This is a genomic window from Chryseobacterium sp. RU37D, from assembly GCF_900156075.1.
In the GTDB taxonomy this organism is placed as follows: Bacteria; Bacteroidota; Bacteroidia; order Flavobacteriales; family Weeksellaceae; genus Chryseobacterium.
The window spans coordinates 102,667-117,270 of record NZ_FTMM01000006.1 but is presented as its reverse complement, the minus strand read 5'-3'; the positions used below and the strand labels follow the sequence as shown (position 1 = coordinate 117,270).

General features: G+C 36.3%; 13 protein-coding genes. 4 read left to right on the top strand and 9 right to left on the bottom strand.

Translation table 11 applies throughout. The features are described from left to right. Positions 1–109: 109 nt before the first annotated feature. The 6 genes from BW926_RS04710 to BW926_RS04685 form a co-directional block, all read right to left on the bottom strand. Positions 110–685, bottom strand: a complete 576-nt coding sequence (locus BW926_RS04710) for a pentapeptide repeat-containing protein (RefSeq protein ID WP_076444671.1) — start codon at positions 683–685, stop codon at positions 110–112. Positions 686–804: 119 nt separating this feature from the next. Then, complete coding sequence (gene rodA, locus BW926_RS04705; protein WP_076444669.1) at positions 805–2,034, bottom strand: rod shape-determining protein RodA; 1,230 nt, start codon at positions 2,032–2,034, stop codon at positions 805–807. Beyond that, a complete protein-coding gene (locus BW926_RS04700; RefSeq protein WP_076444667.1) occupies positions 2,031–4,067 on the bottom strand; it encodes a peptidoglycan D,D-transpeptidase FtsI family protein in 2,037 nt (678 codons plus the stop codon). Before BW926_RS04700 ends, rodA begins: the two co-directional genes overlap by 4 nt. Beyond that, a complete protein-coding gene (locus BW926_RS04695) occupies positions 4,064–4,570 on the bottom strand; it encodes a rod shape-determining protein MreD (RefSeq protein ID WP_076444665.1) in 507 nt (168 codons plus the stop codon). The genes BW926_RS04700 and BW926_RS04695 overlap by 4 nt, the downstream gene beginning before the upstream one ends. After that, complete coding sequence (gene mreC, locus BW926_RS04690; protein ID WP_076444663.1) at positions 4,563–5,417, bottom strand: rod shape-determining protein MreC; 855 nt, start codon at positions 5,415–5,417, stop codon at positions 4,563–4,565. The genes BW926_RS04695 and mreC overlap by 8 nt, the downstream gene beginning before the upstream one ends. Positions 5,418–5,445: 28 nt before the next feature. After that, a complete protein-coding gene (locus BW926_RS04685) occupies positions 5,446–6,471 on the bottom strand; it encodes a rod shape-determining protein (RefSeq protein ID WP_076444661.1) in 1,026 nt (341 codons plus the stop codon). Between the two features lie 458 nt (positions 6,472–6,929). Here BW926_RS04685 and hemA point away from each other — a divergent pair, with 458 nt between their 5' ends. The 4 genes from hemA to hemE are packed head-to-tail and all read left to right on the top strand — an operon-like array spanning position 6,930 to position 10,887. Further along, entirely contained in the window at positions 6,930–8,204 is a 1,275-nt protein-coding gene (gene hemA / locus BW926_RS04680) for a glutamyl-tRNA reductase (RefSeq protein WP_076444659.1), read from the top strand. Continuing rightward, on the top strand, positions 8,191–9,099 hold the full coding sequence (gene hemC, locus BW926_RS04675; RefSeq protein ID WP_076444657.1) for a hydroxymethylbilane synthase: 909 nt from the start codon (positions 8,191–8,193) through the stop codon (positions 9,097–9,099). The genes hemA and hemC overlap by 14 nt, the downstream gene beginning before the upstream one ends. A 31-nt stretch (positions 9,100–9,130) precedes the next feature. Beyond that, positions 9,131–9,802: a uroporphyrinogen-III synthase gene (locus BW926_RS04670; protein ID WP_076444655.1), complete on the top strand. Its 672-nt coding sequence runs from the start codon at positions 9,131–9,133 to the stop codon at positions 9,800–9,802. A gap of 53 nt (positions 9,803–9,855) precedes the next feature. Beyond that, positions 9,856–10,887 carry a uroporphyrinogen decarboxylase gene (gene hemE / locus BW926_RS04665; RefSeq protein ID WP_076444653.1) on the top strand — a complete coding sequence of 344 codons (1,032 nt, stop codon included), beginning with the start codon at positions 9,856–9,858 and terminating at the stop codon, positions 10,885–10,887. 350 nt (positions 10,888–11,237) lie between these two features. On the opposite strand, the gene BW926_RS04660 is transcribed toward hemE, so the two are convergent. The 3 genes from BW926_RS04660 to BW926_RS04650 all read right to left on the bottom strand — a co-directional run bounded on the left by BW926_RS04660 (position 11,238) and on the right by BW926_RS04650 (position 14,525). Continuing rightward, positions 11,238–12,458, bottom strand: a complete 1,221-nt coding sequence (locus BW926_RS04660; RefSeq protein ID WP_076444651.1) for an aminotransferase class V-fold PLP-dependent enzyme — start codon at positions 12,456–12,458, stop codon at positions 11,238–11,240. A gap of 431 nt (positions 12,459–12,889) precedes the next feature. After that, entirely contained in the window at positions 12,890–13,531 is a 642-nt protein-coding gene (locus BW926_RS04655; RefSeq protein ID WP_076444649.1) for a 50S ribosomal protein L25/general stress protein Ctc, read from the bottom strand. A 55-nt stretch (positions 13,532–13,586) separates the two neighbouring features. Further along, on the bottom strand, positions 13,587–14,525 hold the full coding sequence (locus BW926_RS04650; protein WP_076444647.1) for a ribose-phosphate pyrophosphokinase: 939 nt from the start codon (positions 14,523–14,525) through the stop codon (positions 13,587–13,589). Between the last annotated feature and the right edge of the window lie 79 nt (positions 14,526–14,604).

Genomic DNA, 14,604 nt, shown 5'->3' with positions numbered 1-14,604 from the left:
TAAATAATGAAACCATCAAGATTTTTGATGGTTTTTTTATTGTTTGCATTTTGAAGTGCTGATTTTGGGAACATCAGCCAAGATCGGTTAAAACCTCCCAGTCTCAAATTCATCCATTCTTATCAATCTCAATATCGAAAGTATGGAGAAGACCGTAGACTTCTGAAAGCGAAAATTTAGCCTTTCTAAGCCGGTTTTTTGAAGGGGCTATTGAATAGTTGAAAGAAGTCCTGAAATCTGTTTTTTCAAGGTTTGTATTATCGAAAACAGCTCCGGAAAGATCACAGCTAGTGAAGACAGCATTAGATAAGTCGCATTCTGTGAAATCAGCTTCTATTAATCTTGAATTTTTAAAAATAGTTTTCTTCATTGAAGTCTTATAAAAAATAGAATTATTCAAAGCGCAGCCTTCAAGCTTAAATGACAATCCGAATTCATTACAATCATTAAACTGCAATCCAAGCATTTTACATTCCTTAAAATTCACATCTCGGAATGCCGTCGAAAACAGTTTTGCCATGCTCAGATTACAACCGATAAATTCACAATCATTAAAATTATATCCGGAAAGATCTGAATATTCAAAATTGCAATTTGTGAAGGTACAGTTTTCGTATTCGCCTTTTTGAATTTGGGAAAAGTCTGCATTTTCGAAAGTTTGATCTAGAATATATGATTCTTTCATAAGACTTTATGATTTAAATTAAAAGTATATCTCTCGCTGATTTTGCAGATTACGTAGATTTATTTAGATATAAACTAAAGTAGAATAATATAAACTTCCACTCCCCAACTTCCAACTTTCTATACCAAACTATTCTTATCCGAATAATTTAATTTAAAGAAAATAAAAGTCATGATCGAAAAGGCAAGCAATGAACTCCCCCCATAACTGAAGTAAGGCAATGGAATCCCAACCGTAGGAAAAAGCCCCATAACCATTCCTAAATTGATCGTAAAGTGCATTAACAGAATGGAAGCAAAGCAATATCCGAAAACACGATTAAAAGTAGATTTCTGCTGTTCCGCGAGATAGTAAACCCTCCCGATATAAATCATATAACAAAGAATGAGAATTGCACTTCCTGCAAAGCCCCATTCTTCGCCTACCGTACAGAAAATATAATCGGTTTCCTGCTCTGGAACAAATTTCCCCTGAGTCACCGATCCTTCACGATAACCCTTTCCTAAAAGACCGCCAGAACCGATTGCCGTTTTTGAATAAAGTAAATTATAACCGGAAGTATCTCTAAAAGCTTTCTCACCTTTATATAACACCTCAATCCGTTCTCTTTGGTGCTTCGGTAGTTTGGTTAAAATATATGGCGAACCAAAAGCCAATCCGCACAAAAGTATAATCGAGCCTACAATTCCCGAAATTGAAATGACATTCCAAGACATTTTATAATAATTCAGGGCAATCCAGCCGCCGATAATCAGGATAATGGTTCCAGACACATAAATTGGATTTATCGCCAGAGAAATTAGGAAAACGCCGGCAAAAAGGAATCCGATACCGAAAAGAATTCCACTTAGTCCCTCACGGTATAATGCAATAAAAAACGCTATGAAAACCAACATGGAGCCTACATCCGGAATAGCAAGGACAACCACTGCCGGAATTCCGACAATAGCTAATGTTGTTAAAAGCGATTTTCTGTTGCTTAAATTAAATTCAGGTCCCGAAACGTAATTGGCCAGCATCAAAGCAGTTCCGATCTTTGCAAATTCCACCGGCTGCATGGTAAAGCTTCCGAATTTGTACCAGTTTTTCTGCCCGAGGATTTCTTTACCAAAAGGAAAAAGCCCAATCAGAAGCAATACACCTCCGATATAAATAATACCCGCCATATTCTCGAAGAACTTGCTTCGCCCCACAAAAATGACCAATCCTACAAACAAAGAAATACAGAAGAAAATCAATTGCTTTTCTCCTAATTTCTGATCCACACTGTAGATGTTTGCTATAGCAAAAACGCAAAGCAGGAAATACAGTCCAAGACCTAATTTATCTATTCCTTCTGTCCATTTCATGGCTTAGCAGGTTTTGTATTTTTATTCTTTGTTTCGAGGTCTATCTGTTTCTGCAGCTTTACTTTTTGTTCTTTAATAAAATTAAGACTATCCTGAATTTTTTTTTGTTTTACGGAATCCAAAGCTGGATCTTTGTACAATCCTTTACGTTTCAAATCGACAACCCATTGCCTTTTATATTCCGGCATAAAGCTGGCTGATGTCATTTTTTTGTAAAGATTCTCACGCTTTAAATCTCCAGTAATATATTTTTCTGCAATTACCGTTGCCGCAGGCCCGGCCCATGTAGCTCCGAATCCCGCGTGCTCCATTACGGCCGCCACAACAATCTTAGGTTTATCTGCCGGAGCAATTAACACAAAAATAGAATTATCTTTTCCTTGCGGAACCTGTGCTGTACCTGTTTTCGCTAATTGAGTAAAGTCATTTGATTTCAAACCGTGCGCCGTACCTCTTAAAACTACGGCTTCCATTCCTTTTAATACAGGTTCAAAATGTTTTTTATCAACTAAAGTCTGGTGTTTCTTTTTAAATTTTGGATCAGGATTCGGTTTTCCGTCAATGGATTTTACGATGTGTGGAGTATAATACCAGCCTTTGTTTGCAATAGCTGCAACATAGTTGGCCAATTGAAGAGGTGTTACCAATACATCGCCCTGCCCCATTCCGTTGAAAACGGCTCCGGTAGCCAGAGGATCCCAGTTTTTAGGATCTTTGGTGGAACCGCTTGCCTTAAGAATTGTAGCCATTCTTTTTTCGTAGAACTCTCCGGAAGGGATTCTGCCTTTAGCTCCAACCGCAAAGTCATTATTTAAAAATTCGCCTACACCGAAGCTACTCATGATTTTTTTCCATTCATCTACACCTTTTGAAGGATTTCCCGGATATTTATTTAAAATTGCTAAATAAGCATACGAAAAATAGCAGTTACTGGAAACCTGGATGGCCGGAATCAGTGGATCTGCCCCGCCATGTCCTTTAATTCTCAGTCCTCTATAATAAAACCCTCCTCCACAAGGAAAAATAGTTTTTTCATCCATTACGCCCATCTGCAGTGCAGATAAAGCTGTTAATAACTTGAAAGTTGACCCCGGAGGATAAGCTGCCTGAAGCGACCTGTCAAACGTCGGCTTATTTTCATAAATTGTATCTTTTGAAAGAGCATACAGGTTTTTAGACTTATTAGGGCCTGTGAAAAGATTTGGGTCAATATCTGGTCCGGTTGCAGCTACCAGAACTTCACCATTATTTGGGTCAATGGCAACAATTGCTCCGTGCTTGTTAACGAGCATTTCTTCGGCCATTCTTTGTAAGTCATAGTCGATCGTTAATGTAATATCCTTTCCCGTGATTACATCTTTATCCAATGTTCCATTTTTATAAGAACCAATATTTCGAAGCTTGATGTCTTTCTGGATATATTTCATTCCTTTTACACCTCGAAGCTCTTTTTCATAAGATTTCTCAACCCCTGATTTTCCGATGAAATCTCCCGGTAGATAATAGATTGAATCTTTTTTAATTTCCCTTTCATTTACTTCACTTGTATATCCTAGAAGGTTTCCGGAAGTAGAGACTTCATATTGTCTCTGAGGTCTTTGTACAATACTGAAAGCGGGATATTTAAATATAATTTCTTGAACCCTTGCAATATCTTCCCTGCTAAGGTCTTTCATGAAGGTCATGGGATTCAGTTTGGAATAATATTTTTCTTTTTTGATTGTCTTTATCTTATTAATAAAATCAGTTTTTGGGATTTTCATTAAATTACAAAAACCAATGGTATCAAAATCGGGTTTCATTAAAGCTTGTGTGAATGATATTTCATAGGCGGGTTGGTTTCCTACCATGATTTTTCCATTTCTGTCAAAAATTACTCCTCTCTGCGGAATAACGTATTCAATTTTAATGGAAGTATTGGCCGCATTTAAAGCATAACGGTCTGTAAATAACTGCAAATAAGCCAGTCTTGCCACGAAAATCAAGGCAATTGTGACAAGGACGGAAAAGATTTTAAAGTATCGTGTATTCAAACTTTTTGTTTGATTTTAAATATTAATGCGTAAATAACTATAAATATAAACGAAATTACACTAGTTACCAATACATTAAATAATATTTCAAAAAACCTACTAAACTTAAAGAACTCTATATATTGTACTAAAAGCTGATGTAAAAAGATACTGGAGAATAAAAACAGTAAAAATTGTCCCCATTGCAGAGACTGGAAAGAGAAAAAGTCTGTGGAAGTATCTGTAGATGTTCTGAAAATCAAGGTTCTGAAATAAGCAATCAAAGTCGTTGCAAATGCATTGATTCCCCATGAATAGAGGAACGCGTCTACCGACAATCCGATCAGAAAACTTAAAGCCAAAAACTGAAATTTATTTCTGAAAAAAGGATAAAACATGACAAACACAGGATACAGCACTGGGGTATATTTCCCGAAAAAGGTAATCCTGTTCAATACAAAAATTTGTAATGCAACCAGAAAAATCATGATTAAGATGTCCGTAAATAAAGTCCTGCTAATCATTTTCCTTTTTTATTACAGCTTGCATTGTATCCTGAATTTTTTGCACCTCAGCTTTTTTAAGATTTTTTACGACGTAAACTTTGTTCAAAGCTCCCATTTTTTCACTTAATTCAACTGAAATATCCCAAAATCCTGTTTTATTATCCACGGAATAACCCGCTATTGTACCAATCATTACCCCCTTCGGGAATATCGCAGACTTACCATCTGTTACAATGGTATCTCCTACTTTTAAAGCAACATACTTAGGAATATCGGCCAAGTGCATTACCCTGGAGTTATCACCACCCCATGTCAATGTTCCGAAATAACCGGAATTTTTTAAAGATGCATTAATCCTGATTTTATTAACACTTAAAATTGATTGAACCAACGCGTAACTATCTGTAGAATTGATTACTATTCCTGCAATACCTTTTGGTGCCATTACTCCCATCTGAGGAAAAACGCCGTCTCTTCTACCCCTATTTATCGTAAAATAGTTGTTTCTTCTATTGATACTATTAAAAACGATCTCACCATCAACAAAAGTATAGATCTGCCCCCCCCCCAAAGTATCATGAACTTTTCTGAATTGAGGATTCGCCGCTCCTTGTTTTCCGTAGAGTTCTACCATCAAAGCTTTATTCTGAGCCACAAGATCTTCATTGATCTGCTTTAATTTTAGATAAGACACCCCTTCATCAATATAACCCGAAACCCATGAATTAAGTGCGGCCGACTGGCCTGCGATCCAGGATCTTTGCATGGCATTTTTAGAGAATATCAGAACCAGAGCAATAATTTGCAGAAATATAAAGAAGACAAAAAGCGCGTTCTTCGAAAATAATCTCAGCAAAAATCCCATTCAGATGTGTTCGTAAAAGGTTATAGAATTATTTAATTAAGAAATTGAATTTATCCATATTCTTAAGCGCAATACCTGTTCCGCGAACTACAGCCCTCAACGGGTCTTCTGCAACAAATACAGGAAGGCCAGTTTTTTTGTGTAATCTGTCGGCAAGACCTCTCAATAAAGCCCCTCCACCTGCAAGATAAATACCTGTTTTGTAAATATCGGCAGCTAATTCCGGAGGAGTAAGAGAAAGGGTTTCCATTACTGCATCTTCAATTCTGATGATAGATTTGTCCAAAGCTCTTGCAATCTCTTTATACCCAACCATAATTTCTTTCGGCTTACCCGTGATAAGGTCTCTACCTTGTACCGGTATATCTTCAATATCAACATCAAGATCTTCCACAGCAGAACCAACTTCAATTTTGATTCTCTCAGCAGTTCTTTCACCAATGTAAAGGTTGTGGTGAGTTCTCAGGTAATAAGCGATGTCGTTTGTAAATACATCCCCTGCAATTTTCACAGATTTATCACAAACTATACCTCCCAAAGCAACTACGGCAATTTCTGTAGTACCACCTCCTATATCGATGATCATGTTGCCTTCAGGTTTTTGTACATCAATTCCAACCCCGATAGCGGCAGCCATTGGCTCGTAAATCAAACGAACTTCTTTAGCATTTACTTTCTGAGCAGAATCTCTTACCGCTCTTTTTTCAACTTCAGTAATACCGGAAGGAATACAGATCACGATTTTTAACGCAGGCTGAATGAATTTACCTTTAATTCCCGGAATTTTCTTGATAAATTCTTTGATCATGTGTTCAGAAGCGTGGAAGTCAGCAATTACCCCATCCTTCAAAGGACGAATTGTTTTAATATCCTCGTGAGTTTTACCCTGCATATGTTTCGCCTGCTCACCGACGGCAATTGGTCTCCCTGTAGAACGCTCAATTGCAACAATTGACGGCTGATCAATAACAATTTTATTATTATGGATGATAAGGGTGTTGGCAGTACCAAGGTCTATCGCAATCTCTTGCGTAAACATATCGAATAAACTCATATTTTCCTTCTGATTTTTTAAAGATTTACAAAGATATAAATTTAAGACGACCAAAGAAATTCCTCAAGCATATAATTTGGTTAAAATTTTATTAAAATTTTAAAGCCCTTATTAACTTTTACTTTAGATATTTACGAAAATTGATCTCAATTAGAATTAAGATAAGCTCAATCGTGAAGCGGGATGCAAAAAGCCAAAAGCTTTGATACAGCTAAACAATAATTCTCTATTAATTGATAAATATTAAAAATTTAAATAATAAATTGTATTTTAATATCGCAAATACAACAATTTTATCAACTTTCACCAAAGACAACAGATCCAAAACATTTAACCCAAAATTTTAAAACTAAACTCGCTCTCTTTATTTAGAACCAACTCAAAATAGTTTTTTACGATAATTATCATATACAATATCAGAAAACGATTAACTAAAAAAATGTAAATTTGCATAGCTTATGTTACAGTATTCAAACATACATCAAACGTCGAATTTTGCCGTACTTTCTGTCAGCTTCGAAAAGGCTGATGTTGAGACAAGAGGAAAGTTTGCATTTTTTGATGAAAATATTAAAAATTTTGTCACCCGAATTCATGAAGAAGACCTGGGAGACGCGTTTGTAGTTTCTACCTGTAACAGAACCGAGATCTACACCACATCTCCCAATTATCTTTTGGTCGCCGAAGAATATTGCAAAACAATCGGGGTCAATCTGATGGATTTTTTACAGTTTGCCAATATTCTCACTAAAGAAGAAGCGTTAACCCATCTGTTCAGAGTAGCTGCAGGTTTGGAAAGCCAGATCATCGGTGATTTTGAAATCATTGGCCAAATCAAAAAAGCTTACAACCGTTTTAAGAAAGAGAGACAAAATTCTAATCCTTATCTGGAAAGGGCCATTAATTCCGCCATTCAGATTTCAAAAAGAATTAAAAACGAAACAGGAATTTCCAATGGAGCAGCTTCGGTTTCTTATGCTGCGGTTCATTATATTTTAAACAATCAAAAGAGAATCACTGAAAAAAATATTCTTTTGCTTGGCGTTGGAGAAATTGGGCAAAATACGGTTGAGAATCTTGTAAAGCATGTTTATCAGCCTAAAATTAAAATTGCCAACCGGACTCAGGAAACAGCTGCAAAAATTTCGGAGAAATATAATATTCCTCATATCAATTACGCTGATTTTGACCACGAGCTGAAAAGTACGGACATCCTTATCGTAGCTACAGGAGCAAAACACCCGATTGTCAACAAATCTCATTTCCCGAACGGAAAGGAAACTCTGGTAATTGATCTTTCAATTCCGAATAACGTTGATAAAAATATCCTGGAAAACGAAAATGTGACGTTAGTTGATATTGATGAGCTTTCAAAACAAATCCAGGAGACCATTCAGCAGAGAGAAAAAGAAATACCAAAAGCAGAAAAAATTATCAAGGAATTGACAAGAGACTTTCTTGAGTGGGAAAAAAAACGAAAACTTGCCCCAAATATCCATCATTTCAAAGCGGTTCTGAAGAATATGGAACGCAACGAAATGCATAATTTTTACAAAAAAAATAAATACATAAACATCACGGACATGGAACTTTCCGATAAAATGATTCAGAAAATTACCAACCGTTTTGCAAAATATATAATAGATAATCCGTTAAAAGCCGAAGAAATTAGTAAATTAATGCACGAAATATTAGTTGAACAACCAAACAACGAATTCAATGAAAAGCATTAGAATCGGAACCAGAAATTCCGCACTTGCACTTTGGCAAGCGAGAGAAGTTGCTAGGCATCTTCAAAACAATAATTATCTTACGGAAATTGTTCCTATCATATCTTCCGGCGACAAGAATCTTAATCAGCCGCTTTATTCTTTAGGAATTACAGGTATTTTTACCAGAGATCTGGACATTGCTTTGCTCAATGATCAGATTGATATTGCCGTACATTCATTGAAAGACGTTCCTACAGTTCTTCCTGAAAAAATAGAACTGATAGCTCATCTGGAGAGAGATTTCCCTCAGGATGTCCTGATCAGAAAAGAATCTGCGAGAAATAAGGAATTCCATGAGCTTAAATTGGCCACAAGCAGCTTAAGACGAAGAGCTTTCTGGCTAAAAAACTTCCCTAATGCCGAATTTTCAGACATTCGTGGAAATATTCAGACCCGTCTTCAGAAATTGGAAGAAGGAGATTTTGATGCCACTATATTATCTTTAGCCGGAATTAAAAGAATGAAAATGGACATTGAATACGAGATGCTGCCATTTTTAATCCCCGCTGCGTCACAAGGTGTAATAACCATTGCCGGACATTCTGAAAAGGAAGAAATCAACAATATCGTAAAACAGATCAATCATAAAAAAACCCAGATCTGCGTAGAAATAGAAAGAAACTTTCTGAATACCCTTGAGGGAGGCTGTACTGCACCAATCGGAGCTTTTGCGGAGCTTTTTGATAATCAGATCCGCTTCAAGGCGGCACTTTGTTCATTGGATGGCAAAAACTGCATTGCTACAGACGAAAACTTCATTTATAATGATGAAGAAAATTACGGAAAGAAATTTGCAAAAGCAGTCCTGGAAAACGGTGGAAAAGAATTGATGGCTGAAATTAAAAATCAGATTTAAAAAAACTTTATCCAGTTTCTAGCCTCAAAACATGAAAATCTTATTTACTAAAAATATAGACCGTTCTATAATATCCAGAGAATTAGGGGAGAATATTTTGACTGATTGTGTTGAGGTAATTAATATAACTTCTATAAAAGTAAAGCCATTTGATCTTAAAAATTATTCCCTGATTTTTACCAGCGTGAATGGTGTTTCTTCTTTTTTTAAAAATGGTTTTAAACCGAACGAAGATTTCACGGCAAAAAATTTTAATAAAATCTATTGTGTCGGAGAAAAAACAAAACGCGAATTAAGAAAGCACGGTTTCGGAACCTTTAAAATTTTGAGAAATGCGGAGACACTTTCCAAATTTATTACCAGACATTGCCAGCATGAAAATTTCCTACATTTCTGCGGAAATATAGCATTAGACGTTCTTGACCAAAACCTACCCCTGCAAAACATTAATTATAAAAAAGTTATAGCTTATCATACGGAAGAACTCAATCCTTTAATAACTGAAAAATATCATGCTGCTGTATTTTTTAGTCCGAGTGGAGTTCGTAGTTTTGCAAAACAAAATTCTTTTGATAGGATGATACTTTTTTCTATAGGAAAAACAACTTCCAACGAATTGAAAAAATATACTTCAAATTCTATTTTTACTTCAGAAGGAAATAATCTAATTTCTATTCTAGACTTAATTAAAAGAAAATTGTAACCAAAATTTAAAATTTTAATTGTCATATTTTCTTGACAAGCCCTCTATTTATTATGATTAAGAACGACCTATATTTGAAAGCTCTTCGCGGAGAAACCGTTGAAAGACCGCCCGTTTGGATGATGAGACAAGCCGGAAGATATCTGCCGGAATTTATTGCTCTTCGTGACAAATATGATTTTTTCACAAGATGCCAGACTCCTGAGCTAGCCTCTGAAATCACAATACAGCCTATCAGGAGATTTCCCTTGGATGCTGCTATTTTATTCTCTGATATTCTGGTAGTTCCACAGGCGATGGGCATTGATTTTAAGATGAAAGAATCTGTCGGACCATGGCTGGACACCCCTATTAGAACGCTGAAACAGGTTCAGAATGTTGTAGTTCCTGACGTGAATGACACATTGGGATATGTTTTTGATGCCATTGAATTAACATTGCAAAAATTAGACAAAGAAATTCCGTTAATCGGATTTGCGGGTTCTCCTTGGACGATCCTTTGCTACTGTGTAGAAGGAAAAGGAAGCAAAGCTTTTGATATTGCTAAATCGTTCTGCTTCAAACAGCCTGAAGCAGCTCATTTGCTACTTCAAAAAATTACAGATACTACCATTGCTTATTTGAAGAGAAAAGTTGAAAAAGGTGTTTCTGCAGTTCAGGTATTTGATTCTTGGGGGGGAATGCTTTCTCCTGAGGATTATAAGGAGTTTTCATTGAAATACATCAATCAGATTGTTGAAGCATTAAGTCCGCTTACTCATGTCGTTGTTTTTGGAAAAGGATGCTGGTTTGCTTTGGAAGATATGATACAGTCTCCGATTTCAGCTTTAGGTGTTGACTGGACGATCACTCCGGAGTTCGCAAGAACATTGACTAATCATACCATGACCCTTCAAGGGAATTTTGATCCTGCAAGACTGCATTCGACCCCTGAAGCGATAAAAAAAATGGTAACAGAAATGATCAACCGTTTTGGAAAGGATAGATATATCGCGAATTTAGGACACGGAATTTTGCCAAATATTCCTATTGAAAATGCGGAAGCGTTTATCAGGGCGGTTGTTGATTGGAAACCGACCTTTTAATTTTTATACTATTGAGACTCTAAAGGTTTAGTTACGATAATTAAAACACCTTTTCAATTCCTGAGGGGTGTTTTCTATAAGTAAAATAATTAGATGATTTCTTCTGTAACGAAATCTTCTTTTAACGTTCTTACATTGGTAAGGTTTACCAACCAGTCGTTATTAGTATCTCTATAACCGATTGGAAATAGAAGCATGCTTTTCAGATCTTTTTTAAGTTAAAATTTGATCAAGTTCTTCCAATACGTAGAATCTCATAAATAAAGAGTGCAGAATGTAGGATAAAGTTTCAAATAAAAATCACCTCCGAGTTTTCAGAGGTGATTTATAATTTATTTATTTTAAATCTTTTAACTCAACATACGTTGTGCTTTTTTCACGCCCTCCACCAAAACATCAATTTCTTCAAAAGTATTGTAAATCGCAAAACTTGCTCTCACCGTTCCTGCAATATGGAAAAACTCCATGATTGGTTGTGTACAGTGATGTCCGGTTCTTACGGCAACGCCTAATTTATCGAGTATCATGCCAACATCCGAAGCAATCCCGATTTCCTTAAGGTTGAAAGAAACAACACCCGTTCTGTTGGCTTTTTCACCATAAATCTTAATCCCCTCAAGCTCTAAAAGCTTTTTCTGAGCATATTCCAGTAAAGCGTTCTCATGATGCTGAATATTTTCCTGTCCTATTTTTTGAATAAAATCAATAGCCGATCCCAAAGCGATATTTCCTCCTACATTTGGTGTTCCTGCTTCATATTTGAAAGGTAATCCTGCGTAAGTTGTCCCGTCAAAAGAGCAGGTTGCAATCATCTCCCCACCCCCATGAAAAGGAGGTAAATCTTCAAGGACAGCGTGCTTTCCATATAAAACCCCGGTTCCCATTGGGGCATACATCTTATGACCGGAGAATACGAAGAAATCACAGTCCATTTTCTGAACATCAATCGTAAAATGCGGGGCAGACTGGGCGCCATCTATTACAATATAAGCACCAGAATTCTTCCTGGTTTTTAAAATGATCTCTTCAATGGGGTTTACAATTCCCAATGCGTTGGAGACCTGATTTACAGAAACAACCTTTGTCTTTTCGCTTAATAATTGATCGAATATATCAAGCTGGAGAATCCCGTTTTCATCGATTGGAATTACTTTTAATTTAGCCCCGGTTCGCTCACAAAGCAGCTGCCAGGGAACGATATTTGAATGGTGCTCAAGATAAGAAATAATGATCTCATCGTCTTTTTTTAATTTTTGTGTTAAAATATAAGATATGAGATTCAGTCCTTCCGTTGTTCCTTTTGTAAAAATTACTTCAAAATCATGTTTTGCATTAATGAATTTCTGGATTTTTATCCTTGAAAGCTCCATTTCTTCAGTTGCCAATTGGCTCAGGGTATGGATTCCCCTGTGAACATTAGCATTTAAATCTGTATAATAATTATTCCAAACTTCTAAAACAGAGTCCGGCTTTTGAGATGTCGCTGCATTGTCTAAGTAAACCAATGGTTTACCGTTCACTTCCCTGCCTAATATAGTAAACTGACTTCTTATTTCCTGAATGTCAAACATTTATTAAATTTTAAAATTAAACGTTCTTATTTAGAACTCTTCAAATTTACAGCTTTTTTTCGGATTGTGATCGAGAGTTGATTGTTGTTGGTTGATAGAAAGATTCGATGTGAAATATACTTTTATGCGTTTGATGTTAAAAGATCGTTAGGAATGGATAATTTTAATGCAGTCTTCGACAGGCTCAGACTGACAAATCTAATACTAAATGTATGATTTGACGGTGTCAGGTTGAGTTTGTCGAAACCTTTTATAATTTAAAAAAATTTGAACACAATGATCACGAAGTTTTTTTGATTACTTTATGTTTTTAGCCTCACAAAGCCGTTTTATTTATAAACGATCACGAAGATTTTAATTCTTTTTCTATTTTTAAACAGAAAAAACCTGCCAAAAATTGACAGGTTTCGGTATTTTTAAATACGTAATTCTTATTCTGCTGCAGTTTCTGCTGCTTCAGGAGCTGTTCCTTCAGTTGCAACTTCTTCTTCATCCTCATCATCCTGAGCTGCTGCACCCCCTTTCATTGCATTTCTAGACATCTTAACAGCAACTACTACTGCGTTGTCAGGGTGCATAAAAGAATATCCTTCAGTTTTGATAGCACCAATGTAAAGTTTGTTACCGATTCTTAATGGAGTAACATCTACAACGATCTCGTCTGGTAAATTAGCCGGGATAGCTTTTACTTTCAATTTTCTGAAAGACTGACGTAAAACACCACCAGCAACAACCCCTTTAGAACGACCAGTGATTCTTACAGGAACTTCCATGATAACTGGCTTATCGTCAGCTAACTGATAGAAATCAACGTGAAGAATTTTGTCTGTAATCGGGTGAAACTGAATATCCTGAAGAACAGCCGGAATTGTTTGACCCTCAACCTCAATAGATACCGTGTGTGCTTCAGGAGTGTATACCAACCCTTTGAATGCTTTCTCTTCTGCAGAGAAGTTCAATGGTTCGCCACCTCCGTAAACAACACAAGGAACTAATTCAGCATCACGTAAAGCTTTTGTAGACTTTTTGCCCACGCTTTCTCTTTTTGTACCTTGAATTGTAATAGATTTCATTTATAAAAATTTAAAATTTTGTTTCAAATTAAACCCGCAAACTTTTGAATATCAATTAAATAACAAACTTGCTACTAATTGACTGATGCTCGTGAACCATCTTCATAACGTCTGCAAATAATGGGGCGCAAGATAGCACTTTTATTTTAGATGACAAATTATTTTTTACAGGGATTGAGTCAGTTACAATAACTTCCAATAATTTTGAGTTTTCAATATTCTCATAAGCCTTCCCTGAAAGCACCCCGTGGGTTGCCATTGCTCTTACCGTCATAGCTCCTTTTTCCATTAAGATATCTGCAGCTTTGCAAAGAGTCCCTGCCGTATCAATCATGTCATCAATAAGGATAACGTTTTTACCTTCTACATCTCCAATAAGGAACATTTCTTCTACTACGTTTGCTTTTTTTCTTTCTTTATAGGCAATTACAACTTCTGCACCAAGATGTCCTGCATAGTTTTTTGCTCTTTTTGCACCTCCCATGTCCGGAGAGGCAATGGTAAGATTGTCCAGATTAAGATTTCTGATATAATCAACGAAGATGGAAGAAGCATACAAATGGTCTACCGGGATTTCAAAGAATCCCTGAATCTGGTCTGCATGAAGGTCCATGGTCATGATTCTTGTCGCTCCCGCTGCCGTTAAAAGATTGGCAACCAATTTGGCACCGATTGGTGCTCTTGGCTTGTCTTTTCTGTCTTGTCTTGCAAGCCCGAAATAAGGAAGTACTACTGTAATGCTTTTAGCAGAAGCTCTTTTCGCAGCATCAATCATTAACAGAAGCTCTAAAAGATTGTCTGCCGGAGGGAATGTAGATCCAATCAGGAAAACTCTTCCTCCCCTTACAGACTCATCAAGAACTGGCTCAAATTCGCCATCGCTGAACTCCTGAAAGTTGATTTTTCCTAATTCTTTCCCATAATACTGGGCAATTTTCTCTGCCAAGTCCTTACTCGTCCTTGTACAAAATAGATAACTTAATTGATCGGCCATTTTAACTTTTTAAAGATTGTGCAAATTTAAAAAAAAACCACAAGAATTAGTCTTGTGGCCTGTAAGTTTTTATTTATCT